Origin of the sequence: Jeotgalicoccus coquinae (genome assembly GCF_014207425.1) — a bacterium.
Classification (GTDB): domain Bacteria; phylum Bacillota; class Bacilli; order Staphylococcales; family Salinicoccaceae; genus Jeotgalicoccus; species Jeotgalicoccus coquinae.
Window position 1 is genome coordinate 94,718 of record NZ_JACHFF010000003.1, and the last position, 21,709, is coordinate 116,426.

Sequence of the window (21,709 nt, forward strand, 5' to 3'; positions counted from 1 at the left end):
TGATGCAGAGATCCGCAAGGGTTTCTGTTTTTACAGTTCCTCAGTTTCAATTTTTTTACGGAGCGCCGAAACTTCTGTGCGCGTCATCGGGGCAAGATGCCCGTGGATATAAGTTTCGTACGGGATTTTGTCGACACTTGTAACGTAATCATAAAATTTGTCCGCATCATAACCGCTGTCCAGTTCGTAAAAGTCACCCGTGTCGGCATCGCCGGCGAAGAGTACTTTATCTTCTTTAATATACACGACTGCACCGTCATCAGAATGCGGGTTTGCGATTGGAGTGACCTCAACTGTAACGTTGCCGGGATTAATAGTTAAATTGCCGTCGAATTCAATGTCTGCACGAACGACTTTAATTTCTGTAATATCGTCGTATTCAATTTTAATATGCGTGTCGCAGAATTCGCATTCCTCACCGGTTTTAAGACGTTCGTTCATTGCTTCCGGCGTCCATTTCCATTTTGTGAGACCGTTGAGAATTTCATTGGTTTTAGTATGCGTCACCGTTGTGCCTGAGAAAGCGTGCATGCCGAATGTGTGATCCCAGTGCCAGTGAGTGATCAGCGCGATTGCCGGCGCGGGAAGGTTCGCATCTTTAATTGCTTTCAACATCCTGTTCAGATGCGCTTTTGAATTGCCTGTATCGACGAGCAAGCTGAATTTTTCGCCGTGTATGTAACCGAGATTCGGACGGTCGCGTTGACTGTCGAACGGCAGTATGTAAACGTGCGGTGATATTTGGGCGAGCATAGTCATCATCCTTTATATAGACAGACAGAAAACCACTTAACATGAGTTAGGTGGTTTTTATCTTGTCTTATTTTCTTTTCTTGCCCTTCGAAGAAGATTTGTCATCTTTGTGAAGAAATTTCTGTACAACTTTATTTATAATAATTGGTGCGATAAAAATTGCCGCACGTCTGAGTAAACGTCCCATAAGTTTACCTCCTAAATGATAGATAGTTATATATAACCATTATCTCACATCGTAAAACCAACTGGTTAGAAAAACACATGGGAAAGAGCCTTTAACGGTGGTGCGGCAGGTGAGAAGACAACATTGCAGTCGTATGAGCGGAGCTCATCGGACTCAACCAGCCCACCCGCAAAAAAAGACGATTCCCTCGAGGGAACCGCCTTCCAATATAAGATTTATCCGAAGTAGTCCGCGATTGCGTCGTTCGGAATGTGTCCGCCGACGTAGAAGTCGCCGAAGACGCCGTAGCGTGCACTTGTTTCGTCGAATCTCATTTCGTAGATAATCTTTTTGAATTCGAGCATATCATCTGATAATAATGTGACTGCCCATTCGTATTTGTCCAAGCCTTGTGAGCCTGTGATGTACTGCTTGATTTTGCCTGCATATTTGCGGCCGATCATGCCGTGGTCGCGCATTAACTGCTTGCGTTCGTCCATAGGCAGCATGTACCAGTTGTCATCGAGGTCGCGTTTTTTATCCATCGGGTAGAAACAGATGTATTTAGATTTTTCCAGGGAAGGATATAATCTCTGCTGAATATGAGGAATCTGCATCATCTCTTCAGGCGTTTTGTTTCCGCCTAAATAGCTGCTCATCTCGATAATTGATACGTAAGAGTACGTCGGAATTAAGTAGTCCGCGATTCTGAGCTTATTAATTTCAAGCTCAAGCTTAATCAGTTCGTCCGCAGTCGGGCGAAGCAGCCACATAATAATATCTGCTTTATGTCCCATGATGTTGTAAAATGCATAGTCACCTTCGTGTTTTTCATGCACTTCTTCCTGTCTGTTTAAAAATGCCTGAAGTTCATCTGTCAGCGCATTTCTTTCATCTTTGCCCAGCACACGTAAACCTGCCCAGTCCACGCTGTAAAGCAGGTGTAAACTGTACCAGCCATCTATAGTACTTACCGGTTCACTCATTTAAACTCTCTCCTTAATTAAGTCATTACTTCTATTCTAGACCAATGGAAAACGTTTTAACAAGAGATTCTGTTTAAAAGATGTGACAAAACACGTATAATATACTTAAAGTATAGTAGCCAAGGAGGATATAATGAGTAAATTCATTAAAGATCTTAAAAATAATTTAAATGGTGAAAACATCAGGATTGTATTTCCAGAAGGTACAGACACAAGAATCCTTACTGCTGCAGCTGAGCATTTAAAAAATAGCTATGTGCATCCGATTGTTATCGGCGATGCTGTCGAACTGAAAAAAATAGCTGCTGAGAAAAACATTGATATAGAAGGTTTGGAAATTTTAAACCCGAAAACATCTGATTTAACCAGTAAGCTTGCTGAAGAGTTCTGCGAAGTCAGACAAGGTAAAGTGACGCTTGAACAAGCTGAAGATATTGTTCAGAACATAAACTATTTTGGAACGATGCTTGTACATACAGGCTATGCTGACGGGCTGGTTTCAGGTGCGATGCATTCGACACCGGATACTGTCCGTCCTGCACTGCAGATTATTAAAACTAAAGAGGGCGTATCGAAGACGAGCGGTGTTTTCTTTATGCGCCGCGGCGATGAACTTTACGTAATGGGGGATTGTGCAATTAACCCGACACTGACTGCCGAAGAGTTATCGGAAGTTGCGGTTGAGACTGCGAAGACAACGATGAGTTTCGGCATTACACCGCGCGTTGCACTGTTAAGCTTCTCTTCTAAAGGCTCGGCTAAAACAGAAGAGGCGGAAAAAGTCCGTCTTGCAACTGAGTACGCGCAGGATAAACTGCCGGATACGCTGATCGACGGCGAGCTGCAGTTTGATGCGGCATTCGTTCCCAGTGTCGCAGAGAAGAAATCTCCGAATTCACCGCTTGAAGGTAACGCTAACGTATTTATCTTCCCGTCACTTGAAGCGGGTAACATCGGTTATAAAATTGCGCAGCGCTTAGGCGGCTTTGAAGCATACGGACCGATTTTACAAGGGTTAAACAAACCGGTGAACGACCTGTCGCGCGGAACGACGACTGAAGAAGTATATAACCTTGCTTTATTTACAGCAACGCAGGTGATGGCGAATCGTCATGACAGCTGAATTCTTTAACGGACCGGTGGAAGTAATCGGCAAAATGCAGACAGCTCATCCTTTCGAATCATTTGCATTCGATGACTTTCTGCAGCATCAGATTAGTGAAGATAATGTACCTAAAGTCCGTTTTTGGGTGCATTCACCTTATATAATACTGGGACTGCAGGATGCGAGACTGCCTGAACTGTCCTACGGGCTGGATTATATTTCAGACGCAGGCTACGACTATATCGTGCGTAACAGCGGCGGATTAGGTGTTGTGCTTGATGAAGGGGTATTAAACATTTCTCTTGTTCTGCCTAAAGCTGATTTTCCTTACATAGAAAAAGGCTATGATATAATGACGGAATTAGTGACGAAAATGTTTCCGGAAGGAAAAGTTGAAGCATATGAAATTTCAGCAAGCTACTGTCCCGGGAGTTACGACCTGAGTATCGGCGGCAAAAAATTCGCAGGGATTTCACAGCGCCGTATTAAAGACGGTGTCGCAGTGCAGATATATTTATCTGTAACAGGGAGCGGTTCTGAGCGTGCGCGGATGATGAAAGACTTTTACCGTGATGCGCATGCCGAAAATAGCACTAAGTTTACTTATCCGGTAATTAATCCGGATCATATGGCATCTTTAAATGAACTGCTTGGTACGGATCTTTCTATTGAAGACGTTGAAAAACGCGCACTGGATGCGCTCCGCAGCATGGGTGCGGAACTGGAGGATTACTCAGGCTTTGATGATGAACAAGAGGCACAGTATGAACAGTTCCTTAGAAATATTAAAGAACGTAATAAAAAATACATAACTTTTGACTGACCAGTATATATTAATACTGGTTTTTTAATTTTCATGAAAGAAGGAATAACATGTCAGCAAGTTCTTATGCGCCAAAAATATGGACAAAAGAATTTACAGCAATTTTCGCTTTCCACTTCATTTTAATGGGAGCAATGTATTCGACATTAGTAACAGTCGGAAACTATGCGATTGAAAAATACAGCGTCAACCCGAGTATTGCAGGATTTGTTGCCAGTATATTTATCGTCGGAGTGCTTGTTGGACGCGGCGTGACAGGATATCAGATTAACCATCTTGGCGCCCGTAAAATTATGTACGGCGGTACGGTACTTTACTTTTTAACTTATATTTTATATTTCTTTGATTTCGGCCTAACATTTTTAATAGTTACCCGGCTGTTAAACGGTATCGCTACAGGAATGATCAGTACAGCTCTGAACACACTGGCGACGATATCCGTGCCTGAGGAACGCCGCGGTGAAGGAATCAGCTACTTCAGTTTAAGTATGGTTGTGGCGAGTGCGGTCGGGCCGTTTGCCGCATTTCTGCTGCTCGAACAGATTTCATTTGAGATGATGTTAATTTACGTGGGTGTTTTAATGCTGGTAGTCGTGCTGATGATCCCGCTGATTAAAACAAACAACGTTACGAGAGAGACAGCGGTAAAACCGGAAAAATTTGTGCTGATTGAAAGCCACTCACTCAAAATGCTTATGCCGATATTTTTAATGGGCCTCGCGTATTCAAGCGTGCTGTCTTTTCTGAATACGTACGCTATTGAAATTGATGTGGTTACAGCAGCAAGTTTCTTCTTTATCGTTTATGCGGCAGCGGTACTGTCGACACGTCCGTTTACAGGTCGTATTATTGACCGGAGAGGTCCCAATGTCGTCATTTATCCGACGTTTATCCTTATGGCAATTGGATTTTTCTTACTGGGCAGTACATCAACAGGTGTCGTTGTGCTGATTGCCGGATTTATTATCGGGCTCGGTTTCGGTAATTTTCAGTCGGCAGCACAGATTATCTGCGTCAATGTAGCGCCGAAGGAAAACGTCGGACTGGCAACGTCGACGTTCTTTATTATTCTGGAGATCGGGCTCGGTTTCGGACCGGTATTTTTAGGGTTAATCGTACCATTTGTCGGTTACGGGGGCATGTATCTCTGGCTTATTGTACCGATTCTTTTAGCGGGGATATTTTACATGCTGATGGTCGGTAAAGACGGAGTACAATCTCATAATCAGCGTTAAACGAAACGGTCGGCTTCCCCGGCCGTTTTATGATATTATTGGGGTGTTAAGGGAGGCGTAAAAGCGTGATGATGAGTGACTACAGCAGGAAACAATTACAGGAAGAAAAAGTCTTTAAAGATCCGGTCCACCGGTACGTTCACGTCCGCGATCAGGTCATCTGGGACCTCGTGAAAACGAAAGAATTTCAGCGGCTCCGCAGAATAAAACAGCTCGGCACGTTATATCTGGCGTTTCACAGCGCAGAGCATTCGCGTTTTAATCATTCGCTCGGGGTATATGAGATTGTGCGCCGCATGATTGAGAACTTTGAAGAGTATCCCGAATGGGACAGTGACGATCGTCTCCTGGCGCTGTCGGCAGCATTGCTGCACGACCTGGGTCACGGACCATTTTCCCATACGTTTGAAGATATATTCCATACAGATCATGAAGAATATACGAAAAAAATTATTTTGGAAGAGACTGAAGTGAATGCCGTATTATCCAAAGTGTCGCCGGACTTTCCGCGTGAAGTGGCGGAAGTTATCAACAAGACGCATCCTAACAAGCTTGTTATCAGTATGATTTCGAGCCAGATTGATGCAGACCGGATGGATTATCTGCAGCGCGACTCTTTTTATACAGGTGTCAGCTACGGAAATTTCGATATGGAACGTATCCTTCGTGTGATGCGTCCGTCAAAAGATGAAGTGCTGATTAAAGAAAGCGGTATGCATGCGGTGGAAGACTACTTAATGAGCCGCTATCAGATGTACTGGCAGGTCTATTTCCATCCGGTATCGCGCGGCGGTGAAGTAATGCTGAACCTCGTGATGCAGCGGGCGAAAGCACTGTATAAATCGGACTACAGCTTTAAGCAGCAGCCGACTTATTTCATTCCATTCTTCAACGAGAATGTCACTGTGCACGATTACCTGCGTCTGGACGAAATGGTCGTTAATTTTTATCTGCAGGAATGGGTACATGAGGAAGACGAGATATTAAGCGACCTTGCCGGCCGATTTGTGAACAGGGATCTGTTTAAATATTTACCATTCGACGGATCGATTATTACGATAACGGAATTGAACGAATTATATAAACAAGCCGGTATCGATCCGGATTATTACGTCTTCAGCGACAGTTATTCCGACCTGCCGTACGATTACGACAGACCCGGACAGAACCGCAACAGACGTCCGATCCACCTGCTCCGACCAAACGGGGAAATCAGGGAAATCAGTTCCCAGTCGGCAATTATTAATTCGATTACAGGAATTCACCGCCTGGGTTCAAGATTGTATTATCCGAAAGAAAAGATATTGGCGATTAAAGATTTAAGTGTCAAAGCAGAAATAATCAATTTACTGAATGAGCTTGATTAGGAGGTATAAAATTGTCTGAAGAACAACCAAAAAAGAAGCCCGGATTCCAGTTTAATATTATTAAAAATGATCCGCTCGACGGTCACAGAGGCCAGAACTTCGGTTCAATAAGCCTTGAGAATATCGCGCCTGTCTATATTAATATCGACACGCAGGAAGCAATTCTTGATATCGGGGGACTGCACGGCAAAGCTGAAGTCGAAAAGCGCGTAAAATGGATTAAAGATAAAGAAGAAGCGATGGGTCCGGATGCGAAAGAATATTTCCTTGTCTGGATTGCTGTCGAGCGTGCGGAAGCAGGTCCGATATATAACGGTGCGGGTGCATGCTACATGATGGTCAACAAAGAAAAGCGCCGCGGCTACAAGATGATGCATGAACATGTGAACAGTCTTGACGATGCGATGAAAGGCCGAATAAAGCTTAATATTCTCGACGATAAATCAAAAGAAACACTGAAAGAGTTTCTGATTAATCACAACGAAGAAATGTGGAATATTTCACAAGACATGCGTGCAGCATTTGATAAATAAGCTGTGAATAAATGTGTCTTTTTTGTGTCTTTCGCATAATGCATTGCACAATAGTGAATCTATGGATAAAATAAAGAGTAGTTATAGACATATAACTAGGACATAAAGGCGGGGCAATTTGCTCTGCCTTTTTTTATTTTTAACAGGACCAATGCCATTTCGGATATGGTATAATTTACGATACTGAAGGTGATAAAAATGACCGGAACAATAACATACGACTGCAGGCTGACACAGCTTGTTTTCATGCACGGTGATGAAACAAAATACGAACAGAAACTGAAAGTCTCCGAAATTGAAAAAGGGGATACGTATTTGCGCTATACAGAAGCGCTCGACGATAATGAACTGAAAGTAACTGTGAGGCTTGGGGATAACTACGTTAAACTCCAGCGCCGCGGCATTATAAATATGAATTTTTATTTTGAAGAAGGTGTAAGGACGGATACATTTTACGACTCTCCGGCCGGCAGACATCATTTTGAAATTGTGACACATGAACTTAAAACCAAAGACGGCATGCTGACTATTAAATACGACTTATTTGAAAGCGGCGCGCTGCTCGGAAAATATAAATACACGTTGGAGAGGATTTAATTATGAACTTAAAACAACAGTTAAAAGAAGCAATTGAAGCCGCAATTAAAAAAGCGGATATAGTGGAAGAAATTCCTGAAGTTAAAGTTGAAGTGCCGAAAGATAAAAATAACGGGGACTTTTCAACGAACGCAGCGATGATGCTGACGAAACTTGCACGTAAAAACCCGCGCGACATCGCACAGGCGATTATCGACAACATCGATAAAGAAGGGGCAAGCATTAAAGAAGTCAGCATCGCAGGACCGGGTTTTATCAACTTTAAAATGGAAACAGCGGAACTTGCTAACGTAATTTATACTGTTCTCGATAAGAAAGAAAACTACGGCCGCACAGAGCGCGAAACAGCTGAAAAAGTTCTGATTGAATTCGTGAGTGCGAACCCGACAGGTGATCTGCACATCGGACATGCGAGAAACGCATCAGTCGGTGCGACGCTTTCAAACATTATGGATTTCGCAGGCTACGATGTAACACGTGAATACTATATTAATGATGCAGGGAATCAGATTAACAACCTTGCTAAATCGATTGAAGCACGTTACTTTGAAGCACTCGGCGAAGAGCTGAATATGCCTGAAGACGGCTACAACGGTAAGGATATTAAAGTGATTGGTGAGAAACTTGCATCCGAGCACCCGGAATATAAAGATCTTGAAGAAGCGGAACGTATTTCTAAATTCCGTGACCTCGGTGTCGAATACGAAATGCGCAAACTAAAGGGAGACCTTGCAGAATTCCGTATTAACTTCGATAACTGGTTCAGTGAAACAGCGCTGTATGAAAGCGGCGAAATCGATGAAGCGATGACAAAGATGAAAGACAACGGCTATATCTTCGAAGCCGAAGGTGCAACATGGCTTCGTACGACAGACTTTAAAGATGATAAAGACCGGGTCCTCGTAAAAGGCGACGGCACACTGACGTACTTAATGCCTGATATTGCGTACCACTACGATAAAGTAGAACGCGGTTTCGACAAGCTGATTAACTTATTCGGTGCAGACCACCACGGCTACATCAACCGTTTGAAAGCATCTTTAGGTGCATTGGGCGAAAACCCTGACAAACTTGAAATTCAGATTATGCAGCTCGTTCGTTTAATTGAAAACGGCGAAGAAGTGAAGATGAGCAAGCGTACAGGCAAGGCAGTTACCCTGCGCGACCTGATCGACATGATCGGTGTAGACGCAGCGCGCTACTTCATGATTATGCGTTCAACAGACACTCATTTCGACTTTGACCTGGACCTTGCACGCAGTGAATCAAGCGATAACCCTGTATATTACGCACAGTACGCTCACGCGAGAATCTGCAGTATATTACGCCAGGCCAAAGAACAGGGCTTCGAAATAAATACAGAGAACCCGGTTGATATTATTGAAAACGAACAGGCGCTTGAACTGCTTAAAAAAGTACTGGAATTTCCCAACATCGTTAAAGGTGCAGCAGAATCACGCGCTACACAGCGTATTCCGAACTACATCCACGACTTGGCAGCAAGCTTCCACAAATTCTATAACGCAGAAAAAGTACTTGGTGAAAACGCCGATAAAACACGTGCTTATATATTAATGATCGAGGCTGTGCGCCAGACACTGGAAAATGCACTCCGCCTGATTGACGTATCCGCACCTGAAAAGATGTAATTGAAATACTGAAGCCCGAACTTTACAGTTCGGGCTTTTTTTCTTCGGCATTTCCCCTGTATAAGGATGCGGAACTTTAATATAATGAAGGTAATGATCTATTGCGCGTTGTCGTTGAAGGGAACGACGACACTTAAAGCCTGTTAAACGTTGTGGTTGAAGAGAACGACGACACTTAAAGCTTGTTGAACGTTGTCGTTGAAGGAACGACGACACTAAAGCACTGTTAAACGTTGTCGTTGAAGGAACGACGACATCCAAAACTTCATCATCGGAAGGGGAAAAACAATGAAAATTATGTATGTATATTTATCGCTGCTCAGCATTCTGCTGCTCGCGGCATGCAGCAGCGACAGTGAAGAACAGGTTCAAACATCAAATAATGAAGAGATGCGCATCATCTCTCTGATACCGAGCAACACAGAAATTATTGCCGGACTCGGAGAAGTGAAAAGTCTCGCAGGCATTACGACTGTCGATGATTATCCTGAAGATTTAAGTGAGGAACTGACGCGTCTTGATACTTTCGCGCTTGATGAAGAAGCGATGATAGCGGCCGACCCGACGCATATCGTGTCGCATGAATCAAATCACGATGCGAACAAGGATATTATAGACAGAGTTGCATCAAATACCGGAGCTGATGTGCTTATCGTTGATGATGCACAGAAAATTGATGAGATTTACGGCACGATTACCGATATCGGAGCGTTTATCGGCACAGAAGAGGAAGCGGATCAGCTGAATGCGGAGCTCCGCAAGGAAACTAAAGCTATCCAAGATCAGTACAGCAGTCAGTCACTGGATGATAAAGTGCTTATTCTCATTTCAACAACGCCAGATATATACACAGCAGGCCGTGACACATTTATCGATGATTTCTTAAACACGCTGAATATCGGCAATGTCTTTGAAGATGTGGAGGGCTATCCTGCAGTGACTTCGGAAGAAGTTATTGCACGCGAGCCTGAAACTGTAATTTCCACGCTCGGTATCGATAATGAGGAACTGACAAATGCATTGAATAATATTTCCGGGCTGGAAGGCGCGCCGGTAACGAGTGAAGAAAATCAGTGCACCCCGGATCCGAACCTGATTTCTCGTCCCGGTCCGAGATTTACCGAGGGGCTGACTGCAATCGCAGAGTGTGTATATGAATAAAACCAACTGTATACTCGTATTTCTGTTAATTATCAGCGTCATTATGAGTATCTTTATCGGCTCGGTGAATTTCCGGGAAGTTTCAAACATGCAGGCGTTCAGTATTATGCTCGACGTGCGGCTCCCGCGTGCGCTTATGGCAATATTAGTCGGAGCCGCACTCGCGATGAGCGGGGCGGTCTTTCAGATTATCCTGAAAAATCCGATGGCTGACAGTTTCACACTCGGCATGGCGAATGGTGCAGTACTCGGTGCGGCAATTACTGTCGTGACTATTATTCCTGCAGTGTTCGCACCTGTTCTCAGCATCTTTCTCGGACTGTTAAGTCTGCTTTTCGTTCTTATAATCGCGAGGAAACTCGATTTAACTTACCGTCCGGAAACATTAATTATTACGGGTATTCTGCTTGGAGCAATGTTATCCGGCGTGCTCTATATTATTATTCTGTTATTCCCGGAAGATACCGCGAATATCGCACGCTATATGTTCGGTTCACTTGGCGGTGCGGATTTCACCCGGGTGTCGGTCTTATTAATTCTGACAGCAGTATCCTTTATTATTTTGGAACGATACGGGTATGTGCTTGATCTTTTGAAGCTTGGGGACATCAGAGCACACGCATTGGGTGTTAACGTCAGCGTTATTCGTCCGCTGCTTCTCGTAACAGCTGCTGTGCCGCCGCTCGTTGCGATTAGCTATACCGGCATTATTGCACTCGTCGGCATTATCATTCCGCAGATTATTTTATATATTAGGCCGATGAACTTCCGTCCACTTCTAAAGCGCTCGATTTTAATCGGCGGGCTGTACGTCCTGATTATCGATACACTTGGGCGTACACTGATTGCGCCGCTGCAAATACCGACAGGCGTCATGGTCATGCTGTCGGCAGTGCCGCTGTTTATATTTCTTCTTTATAAACGCACTCTCGTGATCGGGCATCAATAATTAATTGATGAAATATTCTGTAAAAATATTTTTGATTAATTAGTAAACCCGCGTTAAAGAATGTTATATTTATAAAAAAGGGGGAAATTCGATGAATAAAGTTTCTACAGATGATATTTTCAAAATCAAGACGGTATCGTCGCCGGAAGTTGTACCGAATACAGGCAAGGTTACATATCTTGTAACTAAGACAGATGAAGACAAGGATACGTACTATTCGTACCTTCATAATTTCGACGGCCGCGGCAATATCCAGCTTACATATAAGAATGAGACGATCTCAAATGTCACTCATTCACATGATGGAACGATGACATTATTTACAGCACCGGATGACGATAAGAAAACACAGGTATTCCTGCTGAGACATGCAGGCGGTGAACGCGAGCAGCTGACGCACGAAGAAAATGGGGTATTCGGCGCACAGTTTGCTCACGATGACAACTCGGTGTTTTATCACGTTTCAAAGGACAAAGATGCGGAAGACAAAAAAGATAAAGACGATAAAGATAAAAAACCTGAAGCGACGGTTATTACCCGCATGAAATATAAGAGCGACAGCGGTCCGGGACCGTACGGCTTATTAAAAGAGAAATTTACTGCGGTAAAATCAATCGGTATTAAATCGGGTGAGGCGGAAACAGTATTGTCCGGCGAAGAGAACTTTACGCTGTACGACGTTTTTGACGGCGGCTTAATCTATGCGACTGATAAGAGCGATAATCCTGACTTTAACTTTGCACAGAAGCTTTATATGCGTATTCACGGAGAAGATAAACTGATCCGCGGCGATGCAGGATTTATGAAAGCAGAAATGTCTCCTGACGGCAGTTATATTTTAATGACGGTAATGACGCGCAAGTTTAAAAATGCGACACATCCTCATATTGAAATATACGATGTGAAGAGCGGAGAGAGCATCGATGTGACGACGAAACTTGATAAGCCGGTCGGCGGTCTTGTAGCACAGGATACGCAGCAGAATGCTGCCAGCAATTCAGCTGAATGGGTTTCAGACAGCGACTACGTATTTTTAGTATCTGAATTCGGCAGCGTCAACTTATATAAAGGTGACGCTGAAGGTAATATCCGTCCGCTGCTGCGAGGTGAGCATAATATCTTCGGTATGGATGCGGATGCTGAAGCGGCATACTTAACGATTTCAACCCACGTGTCACCAAGTGAATTGTATAAGTTTGATTTCAAAACTGAAGAGCTGTCTCAGCTGACAGAACATAACCATGATTACGTGGCTGAAACACAGCTCGTTACACCGGAAACGGTTGAGTTCCAAAGTTTTGATGATACAGCAGTTCACGGCTGGTTTATGAAACCTGCCGGTTACGAAGCGGGCAAAGAGTACCCGATGATTACTAATATTCACGGCGGACCGCACGCCTTATATGCGAATACGTTCTTCCATGAAATGCAGCTGCTGGCAGCGAAAGGGTATGCGGTATTATTCATTAACCCGAGAGGCTCGCACAGCTATTCCCAGGAATTTGTAGACGCTGTACGCGGCGATTACGGCAACGGAGACTATAAAGATATTATGGCTGCGGTTGATTATATTACTGACAAATACGACTGGATTGATACTGACAACCTGGGTGTTACAGGCGGCTCTTACGGCGGCTTTATGACGAACTGGATTGTCGGACATACAAACCGCTTTAAAGCAGCTGTCACACAGCGTTCAATCAGCAACTGGATCAGTTTCAGAGGCGTATCCGATATCGGCTACTACTTTACGGACTGGCAAATTTTAGCCGGGCTCGATGACCTCGACAAGCTGTGGCACCATTCACCATTGAAGTACGCGAAAGACGTTGAAACACCGTTATTAATACTTCATGGTGAGGAGGACATCCGCTGTCCGATTGAACAGGCGGAACAGCTGTTTATCGAACTGAAATCGAGAGGGAAAGAAACGGAATTTGTCCGTTTCCCTGAATCTTCACATGAGTTATCACGCTCGGGCAAACCGAGTCTGAAGATGCAGCGGCTGAATCATATTGTCCGATGGTTCGAACAATATTTAATTTAAAATTAATTGGAGGAAGATTTTTATATGACAGGCAAGATTGAGGCGCTCGCTAAAAGTGTCAAAGCAGACTACTCTATTATTTCTGACCCGATGAACATCTTTTATTTTTCAGGTGTGCACCTGGAGCCGCATGAAAGACTGCTGCTTCTGCTGGTAGACAACAACACGCTCGAGACAGCGATGGTTTTCCCGGCACTTGACGGCGAAACAGTGAAAGCTAAAACTGATCTGACATCGTATCTTCCGCATGATGACGAAGACGATGCGTTCCAGTATGTTTTCGATACAATCGCCGAAGGCAAAACAGTCGCGGTTGAAGGCGAACATTTAATCTACTCAAGATATTTACGCTTAATCGAAAAATATGCGCCGGAAGATATTTCGACGCTCGACGATGAAGTGAACTATCTGCGCGGTAAAAAGAATGAACACGATAAAGCCGAAATTCAGCGTGCAGTCGACATGACTGAAAAAGCGCTTGAAGATTTAAAAGCAATTACTGTGGAAGGGAAAACTGAAATGGAAGTTTCGGACTTCCTCGTTAAGCAGTTTAAATCATACGGTGCAGTCGGACCAAGCTTCGGACCAAGTGTGCTTGCCGGTAAACAATCAGCAATGCCGCACGGTGAAACAGGCTCGAATGTCATTCAGCGTGGAGATTTCCTGCTGATCGACTTCGGTGTAGTGTCGGATACAGGTTATGTATCTGATATGACGCGTACATTTATCGTTGGTGAAGCAACGAAAGAACAGGAAGAGATTTACAAGACTGTACTGAAGTCAAACCTCGCAGGCATTAAAGCATCACAGGCCGGAACGGTAATGGGTGACATTGACCGTGCGTCACGCGGTGTAATTGAAGATGCCGGATACGGCGAGTACTTCATGCACCGTATCGGTCACGGCCTTGGCCACGATGTACACGAGGCACCGTCAATTCACGGCGGTAACACGGACAAGCTTGAAGCAGGTCACGTGATTACGATTGAGCCGGGCATTTACATTCCTGAAACCGGCGGTGTGCGTATCGAGGATATGCTGTTTATCGATGAAGATACAACGTATAACTTCAACAGTTTTCCAAAAGATTTTGAATCGATGATTATTAAATAAGAAATTTAACTTAGGAGCTGCATGTGAAATGGCAATCAAGACTAGAATTGAAGCGGATTTTCTTGGAGAAAAAGAAATTGATAATAATGCATACTACGGTGTTCAGAGCCTCCGTGCACTGGAAAACTTTCCGATTACGGGCTACCGTTTAAATACAGATTTAATCCGTGCGCTTGCAATGGTTAAAAAAGCAGCAGCACTTGGAAACTACGCAAACGGCGTACTTGAAGAAGATAAAAAAGATGCGATTGTACAGGCGAGTGAAGAAATTATCGCAGGTAAAATGCACGAAGACTTTATCGTTGACCCGATTCAGGGCGGTGCAGGAACTTCAACGAACATGAACGCGAACGAAGTCATTGCAAACCGTGCACTAGAAATTATGGGACGCGACAAAGGCGACTATGACTTTATCAGCCCGAACAACCACGTAAACATGTCTCAGTCGACAAATGACGCATTCCCGACGTCACTGCATGTCGCTCTCCTAATCCATGCAGAATCGCTGCTTGAGACGATGAATACGATGCGTCAGGCATTCGAAGCGAAAGCTGCTGAATTTGACCACGTGATTAAAATGGGACGTACGCACATGCAGGATGCAGTGCCGATTCGTCTTGGCCAGGAATTCAGTGCATACGCGAAAGTATTATCGAGAGATATCCGCCGCGTATCGAACTCGCTTGAGAACCTTTATGAAATTAATATCGGTGCAACGGCAGTAGGAACAGGCTTAAACGCTGACCAGAAATATATCGATACTGTAGTTGAAGAACTGAGCAAAATTTCAGGATATAAGCTGAAATCTGCTGAAAACTTAGTGGATGGAACGCAGAATACTGATGCATATACAGAAATCTCTTCAGCACTTAAAATTTGTATGATCAACATGTCGAAAGTTGCAAATGACTTCCGTCTGATGGCATCAGGACCGAAAGCGGGTCTTTACGAAATTAACCTGCCTGCACGTCAGCCGGGATCATCAATCATGCCTGGTAAAGTAAACCCGGTTATGGCGGAAGTGCTGAACCAGATTGCATTCCAGGTTATCGGAAACGACAACACAATCAGTCTGGCATCAGAAGCGGGACAGTTTGAATTAAACGTTATGGAGCCTGTACTGGCATTTAACCTGATTCAGTCAATCGATATTATGAACAACGGTTTCAAAGTATTCACGGAAAGATGTATTGCGGGCATTACTGCAAACGAAGAACAAATGAAATCTTATGTTGAGAACAGCATCGGTGTGATTACAGCACTTGTACCTCATATCGGCTACAAAAAAGCATCAGCAATTGCAGTAGAAGCAATCCAGACAGGCCAGCCTGTCCGCCAGCTGTGCTCAAAGCATGAAGTTCTTACAGAAGAACAGCTTGATCACGTGCTGAACGCATTTGAAATGACAAACATCGGCGTATCAAAACTGCCAGAGTAATATAATAAGATGAAAACCGCCCGTGCTCCTTTTTGGAATTCGGGCGGTTTTTTAATTTTCTTCTAGGAAGATGTAGGTCATGAAGCTCTCGAAATTTTGATGGGCGAGGGTCAGTTGAGTAGAGTCCTGGTCACTCAGCTCAGATTCTTCTGCTGCTACAGTTCCTGTGTAGCTGTAATATTCATCAGGTGTTCCCTCGAAATCAGTAAAGAGTATTTTTAGTGATGAATCTCCGTCTTCAACTTCAATATTTAAATCTGTATCCTCCAAAGTATATGTGCCGGGAAATTCATTTCCATTATGAGTCAGCGTCACTTCATCCGAAGATTCAAAATCAAACACAGTCATACTGGAATAAAATTTAATATCTGCACTTTCTGCTTCCTCTTTTGAAACGGTAGGATCGTGTGAAGATAATCCTAAAGATTTATCTTCCAGTCCAGTTTCTTCACCGCCGCTGCAGCCTCCTAATATGACTAGAGCAAGTCCTAAAATTGTTAAGCAAATTTTATTCATAGATGCACTCCTTACGATTGTCGTCAATGTAAATATATCATTAATGTAATCGTTTTCACAAATGATTTTTGTAATCTATTAGATTGTATGCAAGCTCCAATTCGTCATGACTATGTAAAAGGTAATATGTAGTCATGAGGACAAATCTTGTATTTTCATCCGGTTGAAAACTCAAGATTAACCGGATGATATATTCACATACGGTCAATAAGAAATAATCGACCGCATGTAAAACTTTCATCGGGTTGAAAAAGTGTCTTCAACCGCATGAACTTGTCACATAGGATCGATTACTCGTCTTCAACCCGATGAAGTCCCCACATTGAGATAAAAACCTTTAATAGTCCCAACGAAGTCCCCACATTGAGACAAGAACCTTTAATCATCCCAACATGCACATAAAACTGCAGGAAATTGAGCTGATTTTTAAAAGTGCAGCAGCTAATCAGCCAATAAGTATCCCGGGATGCATTTCCTCCGGGTTTACGTGTAAAATAAGAGTAATGGCTATAATAAATACGGCAGGAGGCAAGCAGCATGGATATACAGACTTTTTATCAAACGTATTTAGGCGAACATGAACTCATCAGAGCAAGTTTGTTTAATGCGGGAAACTTTACGACTAATGAATCACTGATAAAATATAAAATGGAAGAGCTTGAGTCGCAGTCTGCCCTGAACGAAATGTTCGAGCATCTGTCGATGGCGGAGGCGAAGCTGTTAAGACGTTTATCGACTGAAGATCCTCACGACAACGTCCACAGAGTAGCGTATCTTTCAGCGAAGTATCCGACTCTGATCGATTATCAATATATTTTGGAAGATAACGGCACGGAAGGTGTCATTCATTCTGAAGTGGTTAACGTGCTGAACAGTGCACTGCAGCAGACCGGAATATTCCCGTACACACCGATGTCGATTCCGGACAGCGAAACAATTGAGCCGCAGGATGTTTCAAGGCTCGAGAAAATATATAACGGCCCGATTTACTGGCTGTATAACAACTTAACGTTTATAGAGCTGCGTCAAACGATGTCGAAGCTGAATATAAAATCTGTCGGACAGTACAAAGATGATTATTTAAACGAAGTCATCGGGCATTTAACCGCACCGGAATATCTTCCAGTCGCACTGAATCAGCTGGATGATGTGTCTTATTCACAGATTAAAGAAAACGTTAAAAAAGACTACTCGGTCTATGAAAATCATCCTCGCTGGCAGACGGCTCTTGAAACAGGGCTGCTTGTGAAAGTGCACCAGGATTATCTGGTGATGCACCGCGATGTGCTCGCAGCGCTAAAAAAAGTGAATTTCAAAAAAAACGGCAAGGAAGAGCGGACTGAATCGCCGGAGAACTACAACGCATACCGTATTACATGTACGATTAACGGCTGCGAAGATATATCGCGGACAATATCGATTCCGACGCGTCTGAACTTTCTGGAGCTCGAAATAATTATATGCGAAGCTTTCGGATGGAATAATATCGGCAGCGGAGAATTTATGACGGATAAAGATTTAATCGCAAATGAATCCGGTGTCAACAAAAATGCGCTGATGATTGACGTGTATTTAATGAATGAATACATTCAGTTCCTGTACGATTCAGATGACGATTACGTTGTCGATATCGCACTCGACGCTGTGACGAACATTACAAAACCGATTCCTGAAGTCGTCAGCTACGGCGGGGAAGTGCCGATTGAAAACATCGGCGGTGTCGATAAGCTGCTTGAAACTTTAAATATTTTACAAGATAAAAAGCACCCGGACTACGTGCGTGTCTATGCTAATGCACGGACTAAAAACTACCGGGAACGCTATCCGGTCAGTGCAACAAACAAAAAGCTCGCACGGCTGTTTAATAGAGGCAATCCAATCACTTAAGGAGGATAACGATGGACTTACAGACCTTCTACAAAACTTATTTAACATATCTGCATCTGGACAAAACAGGTGAATCCTTATCCCAGCTGGAAAAAATTATAGAAGATAAAATAGAAGAAGCGGGTTCCGATGATTATCTGACGCTTCTCGGAGACAGTTTGAAGATGGAAGAAATCGAATTGATCAAACGTTACTCGAACGCGCTGACCGGCGACAACATTATTACGATGCCGTTCAATCCGGAAGAGAACCCATTTTTAATATATAATCATCATCTCCTTTATATTGGAGACGGCATGGCAGTCATGCACGAAGAGGTCATCGACGGCATATTAAGAAACTTCGGTTCAACAATACATTTAGCGCCGCTGCCGGAAGGTATAAGCGTTTCGAACGTTATGCTGAATAATGCAGAATACACGACAACCGTCAATCTGCTGGACTATCCGATTATAGAATTCTACGATTTGCTCCTGACTGAAGACCATATGAATTTAGTGGCTCAGAATCTGGATTTGGATCTTGAAGAATATAAAACACGTCCGCAGATTATTAACGCAATATCGAAACGGCTCGTGCACAAATCGTATATCGAAGAGAAATTAAAATTGTTTGAAGACGAAGAACTGGCACGTTTTAAAGAGAAGCTTGAGCGCGGTGAAGTTTTGTTTACCGAGGAAGAGGGTAATTGGGATACATTCCTTGCTACAGGAATTATTATGCCGTACTTACCAAATGCAGCGATACTGCCGCTCGTTTTGTTTCACTTCTTTAGAGAAGAGATTTTTAATTAATTCTAAAAAGGGGTAATGGACATGTCATTAAAAGAGAAGTTATTTAAACAGCTTGAAGAGAACGAGCCGCGTATGATTGAAATCAGACGTCATTTACATGAAAACCCTGAGTTGTCTTTTAAAGAAGAAAAGACTGCTCAGTTTATCGAAGAGTTTTATAAAGATAAAGATGTGAAAGTTACAGCAAACGTCGGTAACGGCTACGGTATTATCGTTGAAATAGAAGGCGGACGAGGCGACGGTCCGACACTGGGTCTTCGTGCAGACTTTGATGCGCTGCCGATTCAGGAAGAAGCGGATGTAGAGTTTAAATCAAAAAACGACGGTGTGATGCATGCGTGCGGGCACGACGGTCATACAGCTTACATGCTGATTTTAGGTGAAGCACTAATCGACTTAAAAGATGAATGGAAAGGTAAAATTAAACTCATTCATCAGCACGCGGAAGAAATTCCGCCGGGCGGTGCGAAGAGTATCGTGGAATCAGGTATTCTTGATGACCTCGACGAAGTTTACGGTATTCACCTGATGCCGACGCTCGATAACGGTGACATTACATTATGTCCGGGTGAAGCAATGACCGGACGTTCGAACTTTGACCTTAAGATTCAAGGGTCGGGCGGACACGGCGCAATGCCGCATACGACACATGACGCACTCGTTGCAGGCGGATACTTTATAACGTCGGCACAGACGATTGTTTCAAGACGCATGAACCCGAATGACTCGGTTACTGTATCAATTACTGCATTTGATGCACCGGGCGGCTACAACGTCATTCAGGGCAGCGTGACACTGCGCGGTACAGTCCGTTATTTATCGATGGATAACAAAGAACCCGTTTACGAGGAAATGGTGAAACTCGTTAAAGGACTGGAAACAGCATACGATGTTGAATGCACCCTCGATTATGCCTACGATTATCCGGTGCTGTACAACACAGTTGAAAAAATCGGTGAAATCGAAACAGTACTTGAACAAAGTGCAGGTACTTATTTCGATAAAGTATACCGCGATAAAGCACAGGCAGCATCTGAAGATTTTGCGTATTATCTGGAGAAAACACCAGGTGCGTTTATTTTCGTTGGTGCGAAACCTGACGGTGTCGAAACAGCATATCCGAACCACCACCCTAAATTCGAAGTGAATGAAAAATCACTCCTGATTTCGGCAAAAGCAATGGCTGAAATTGTATTGAATAAAGTAGAATAATATAGTAATTTCCAAAAAACGGCCTCTCAGAAAAGAGGGGCCGTTTTTTTAAATATTTGTTTATCTTTTTTTTTTGGAAGGGAATGGATAACGAACAATCATGTAAAGGATGTGTCTAATTTGCAAGCTGTTACTGTTCAAGGAAAAAACAAAGTCAAAGTCAAGAAGATGAAGGCTCCGGAAATCCAGGAAGGTACAGATATGATTATAAAGGTGACGTCCACTGCAATATGCGGCTCGGATCTTCACTTATATCGCAAAAACATGCCTATCAGCGATGATTACATTATCGGTCACGAACCTATGGGAATTGTTGAGGAAGTCGGTCCCGGCGTGAAGAAAGTTAAAAAAGGAGACCGCGTCGTTATTCCGTTTAACGTGAGCTGCGGACACTGTCACTTCTGTGAAAATCAGATGGAAAGCCAGTGTGACAACTCCAATCCGCATCAGGATACAGGCGGTTATTTCGGCTTTTCAGAGCAATTCGGGAACTACCCGGGCGGCTAGGCTGAATATTTAAGAGTCCCTTACGCTGATTTCACTTCGTTTATCGTCCCGGAAAGAAGCGAACTGGAAGATGAAAGTGTACTGTTCCTGTCGGATGTAATGCCGACAGCATACTGGAGTGTCGAAAACAGCGGTGTTAAAAATGGAGATACAGTTATTATATTAGGATCCGGCCCAATCGGTCTCATGACGCAGAAATTTGCGTGGATGAAAGGGGCTAACCGTGTAATTGCTGTCGATAATAACCAGATGAGACTCGATCATGCGAAGCGGACTAATAATGTTGAAACATTCAATTATAAGCAGCACGATAATCTGGGTAAACATCTTCACGAAATTACTAAAGGCGGCGCGGAAGTCGTTATCGACTGTGTCGGGATGGATGGTGAAATTACCGGCAAGGACCGCATCAAAACGCTCGGCGGCCAGATTGGTACCATTGATCCGATTATTATGGCGACGGATATGGTTAAAAAATTTGGTACTATTCAGCTGACGGGTATATACGGCACACCTGCAACAGGTTACCCAATCCATAAAATCTTTACACGTAACGTAACCGTCAAGGCCGGACAGGCACCGGTAATCCATTACATGCCTGAACTGTATAATATGGTTGAACAGGGTAAAATTGACCCGACAGATTTAATTACTCATCAGGTGCCTTTAAAACAGGCGGAAAAAATGTACAAGATGTTTAACGATCGCGCAGACGGCTGTATTAAAGTAGTAATGAAACCGTAAATTTGAACTTGCGGCGGGCGGCACGGACAGTGTGGACGTGCGCGCCATCGAGACTCCACGGTGGCACAGAAAGTGTGATTGCGCGCCACCGAAATTCCACGGCGGCACGGACAGTGTGGTTGCGCGC

Annotated in this window: 18 protein-coding genes and 1 pseudogene; 16 read left to right on the forward strand and 3 right to left on the reverse strand. The window is 43.7% G+C overall.

Going from position 1 to position 21,709, the window contains the following annotated elements; all coding sequences use genetic code 11:
• Nucleotides 1-30: 30 nt before the first annotated feature.
• Together HNR41_RS09260 and hemQ are read right to left on the reverse strand one after the other, a co-directional pair.
• Nucleotides 31-753: an MBL fold metallo-hydrolase gene (locus HNR41_RS09260; protein WP_184283966.1), complete on the reverse strand. Its 723-nt coding sequence runs from the start codon at nucleotides 751-753 to the stop codon at nucleotides 31-33.
• 402 nt (nucleotides 754-1,155) lie between these two features.
• The gene (gene hemQ, locus HNR41_RS09265) at nucleotides 1,156-1,905 is read right to left on the reverse strand and encodes a hydrogen peroxide-dependent heme synthase (RefSeq protein ID WP_184283968.1); all 750 of its coding nucleotides are present in this window, start codon (nucleotides 1,903-1,905) and stop codon (nucleotides 1,156-1,158) included.
• Between the two features lie 133 nt (nucleotides 1,906-2,038).
• Between hemQ and pta the strand changes: the two genes are divergently transcribed.
• The 12 genes from pta (at nucleotide 2,039) to aspA (ending at nucleotide 15,922) form a co-directional block, all read left to right on the forward strand.
• Nucleotides 2,039-3,028, forward strand: a complete 990-nt coding sequence (pta, locus tag HNR41_RS09270; protein ID WP_184283970.1) for a phosphate acetyltransferase — start codon at nucleotides 2,039-2,041, stop codon at nucleotides 3,026-3,028.
• Entirely contained in the window at nucleotides 3,018-3,833 is an 816-nt protein-coding gene (locus HNR41_RS09275) for a lipoate--protein ligase family protein (RefSeq protein ID WP_184283972.1), read from the forward strand. The genes pta and HNR41_RS09275 overlap by 11 nt, the downstream gene beginning before the upstream one ends.
• A 50-nt stretch (nucleotides 3,834-3,883) precedes the next feature.
• Nucleotides 3,884-5,068, forward strand: a complete 1,185-nt coding sequence (locus HNR41_RS09280; RefSeq protein ID WP_184283974.1) for an MFS transporter — start codon at nucleotides 3,884-3,886, stop codon at nucleotides 5,066-5,068.
• Nucleotides 5,069-5,136: 68 nt separating this feature from the next.
• A complete protein-coding gene (locus HNR41_RS09285; protein WP_221432925.1) occupies nucleotides 5,137-6,435 on the forward strand; it encodes an HD domain-containing protein in 1,299 nt (432 codons plus the stop codon).
• 11 nt (nucleotides 6,436-6,446) lie between these two features.
• Entirely contained in the window at nucleotides 6,447-6,968 is a 522-nt protein-coding gene (locus tag HNR41_RS09290; protein WP_184283978.1) for a YwhD family protein, read from the forward strand.
• A gap of 198 nt (nucleotides 6,969-7,166) precedes the next feature.
• Nucleotides 7,167-7,565 (forward strand): YwiB family protein, encoded by a 399-nt coding sequence (locus HNR41_RS09295; protein WP_184283981.1) that lies wholly within the window; start codon nucleotides 7,167-7,169, stop codon nucleotides 7,563-7,565.
• A gap of 2 nt (nucleotides 7,566-7,567) precedes the next feature.
• Nucleotides 7,568-9,214, forward strand: coding sequence for an arginine--tRNA ligase (gene argS / locus HNR41_RS09300; protein WP_184283983.1), 1,647 nt, complete (start codon nucleotides 7,568-7,570; stop codon nucleotides 9,212-9,214).
• Nucleotides 9,215-9,502: 288 nt separating this feature from the next.
• A complete protein-coding gene (locus HNR41_RS09305; RefSeq protein WP_184283985.1) occupies nucleotides 9,503-10,375 on the forward strand; it encodes a helical backbone metal receptor in 873 nt (290 codons plus the stop codon).
• Nucleotides 10,368-11,324 (forward strand): FecCD family ABC transporter permease, encoded by a 957-nt coding sequence (locus HNR41_RS09310; RefSeq protein WP_184283987.1) that lies wholly within the window; start codon nucleotides 10,368-10,370, stop codon nucleotides 11,322-11,324. Before HNR41_RS09305 ends, HNR41_RS09310 begins: the two co-directional genes overlap by 8 nt.
• Nucleotides 11,325-11,415: 91 nt before the next feature.
• Entirely contained in the window at nucleotides 11,416-13,371 is a 1,956-nt protein-coding gene (locus HNR41_RS09315; RefSeq protein ID WP_184283989.1) for a S9 family peptidase, read from the forward strand.
• Between the two features lie 24 nt (nucleotides 13,372-13,395).
• Nucleotides 13,396-14,484, forward strand: a complete 1,089-nt coding sequence (locus tag HNR41_RS09320; RefSeq protein WP_184283991.1) for an aminopeptidase P family protein — start codon at nucleotides 13,396-13,398, stop codon at nucleotides 14,482-14,484.
• Between the two features lie 28 nt (nucleotides 14,485-14,512).
• Nucleotides 14,513-15,922, forward strand: coding sequence for an aspartate ammonia-lyase (aspA, locus tag HNR41_RS09325; protein ID WP_184283993.1), 1,410 nt, complete (start codon nucleotides 14,513-14,515; stop codon nucleotides 15,920-15,922).
• A gap of 51 nt (nucleotides 15,923-15,973) precedes the next feature.
• Here the strand turns inward: aspA and HNR41_RS09330 are convergent, their stop codons facing one another.
• Complete coding sequence (locus HNR41_RS09330) at nucleotides 15,974-16,438, reverse strand: hypothetical protein (RefSeq protein WP_184283995.1); 465 nt, start codon at nucleotides 16,436-16,438, stop codon at nucleotides 15,974-15,976.
• A gap of 537 nt (nucleotides 16,439-16,975) precedes the next feature.
• Between HNR41_RS09330 and HNR41_RS09335 the strand changes: the two genes are divergently transcribed.
• The 4 genes and pseudogenes from HNR41_RS09335 to HNR41_RS09350 all read left to right on the forward strand — a co-directional run bounded on the left by HNR41_RS09335 (nucleotide 16,976) and on the right by HNR41_RS09350 (nucleotide 21,582).
• Entirely contained in the window at nucleotides 16,976-18,325 is a 1,350-nt protein-coding gene (locus HNR41_RS09335) for an IS1096 element passenger TnpR family protein (RefSeq protein ID WP_184283997.1), read from the forward strand.
• Nucleotides 18,326-18,336: 11 nt separating this feature from the next.
• A complete protein-coding gene (locus tag HNR41_RS09340; protein ID WP_184283999.1) occupies nucleotides 18,337-19,119 on the forward strand; it encodes a hypothetical protein in 783 nt (260 codons plus the stop codon).
• Nucleotides 19,120-19,140: 21 nt separating this feature from the next.
• A complete protein-coding gene (locus HNR41_RS09345) occupies nucleotides 19,141-20,331 on the forward strand; it encodes an amidohydrolase (protein ID WP_184284001.1) in 1,191 nt (396 codons plus the stop codon).
• Nucleotides 20,332-20,451: 120 nt separating this feature from the next.
• A pseudogene (locus tag HNR41_RS09350) lies at nucleotides 20,452-21,582 on the forward strand (alcohol dehydrogenase catalytic domain-containing protein).
• Nucleotides 21,583-21,709 lie beyond the last annotated feature (127 nt).

What these genes read in the sequence shown, in the direction of transcription:
- aspA (WP_184283993.1), top strand. Translation starts at nt 14,513, where the DNA reads ATGGCAATCAAGACTAGAATTGAAGCGGATTTTCTTGGAGAAAAAGAA.
- HNR41_RS09295 (WP_184283981.1), top strand. Translation starts at nt 7,167, where the DNA reads ATGACCGGAACAATAACATACGACTGCAGGCTGACACAGCTTGTTTTC.
- argS (WP_184283983.1), top strand. Translation starts at nt 7,568, where the DNA reads ATGAACTTAAAACAACAGTTAAAAGAAGCAATTGAAGCCGCAATTAAA.
- HNR41_RS09275 (WP_184283972.1), top strand. Translation starts at nt 3,018, where the DNA reads ATGACAGCTGAATTCTTTAACGGACCGGTGGAAGTAATCGGCAAAATG.
- HNR41_RS09315 (WP_184283989.1), top strand. Translation starts at nt 11,416, where the DNA reads ATGAATAAAGTTTCTACAGATGATATTTTCAAAATCAAGACGGTATCG.
- HNR41_RS09280 (WP_184283974.1), top strand. Translation starts at nt 3,884, where the DNA reads ATGTCAGCAAGTTCTTATGCGCCAAAAATATGGACAAAAGAATTTACA.
- hemQ (WP_184283968.1), bottom strand. Translation starts at nt 1,905, where the DNA reads ATGAGTGAACCGGTAAGTACTATAGATGGCTGGTACAGTTTACACCTG.
- HNR41_RS09340 (WP_184283999.1), top strand. Translation starts at nt 18,337, where the DNA reads ATGGACTTACAGACCTTCTACAAAACTTATTTAACATATCTGCATCTG.
- HNR41_RS09345 (WP_184284001.1), top strand. Translation starts at nt 19,141, where the DNA reads ATGTCATTAAAAGAGAAGTTATTTAAACAGCTTGAAGAGAACGAGCCG.
- HNR41_RS09260 (WP_184283966.1), bottom strand. Translation starts at nt 753, where the DNA reads ATGCTCGCCCAAATATCACCGCACGTTTACATACTGCCGTTCGACAGT.
- HNR41_RS09335 (WP_184283997.1), top strand. Translation starts at nt 16,976, where the DNA reads ATGGATATACAGACTTTTTATCAAACGTATTTAGGCGAACATGAACTC.
- pta (WP_184283970.1), top strand. Translation starts at nt 2,039, where the DNA reads ATGAGTAAATTCATTAAAGATCTTAAAAATAATTTAAATGGTGAAAAC.
- HNR41_RS09285 (WP_221432925.1), top strand. Translation starts at nt 5,137, where the DNA reads ATGATGAGTGACTACAGCAGGAAACAATTACAGGAAGAAAAAGTCTTT.
- HNR41_RS09305 (WP_184283985.1), top strand. Translation starts at nt 9,503, where the DNA reads ATGAAAATTATGTATGTATATTTATCGCTGCTCAGCATTCTGCTGCTC.
- HNR41_RS09330 (WP_184283995.1), bottom strand. Translation starts at nt 16,438, where the DNA reads ATGAATAAAATTTGCTTAACAATTTTAGGACTTGCTCTAGTCATATTA.
- HNR41_RS09310 (WP_184283987.1), top strand. Translation starts at nt 10,368, where the DNA reads ATGAATAAAACCAACTGTATACTCGTATTTCTGTTAATTATCAGCGTC.
- HNR41_RS09320 (WP_184283991.1), top strand. Translation starts at nt 13,396, where the DNA reads ATGACAGGCAAGATTGAGGCGCTCGCTAAAAGTGTCAAAGCAGACTAC.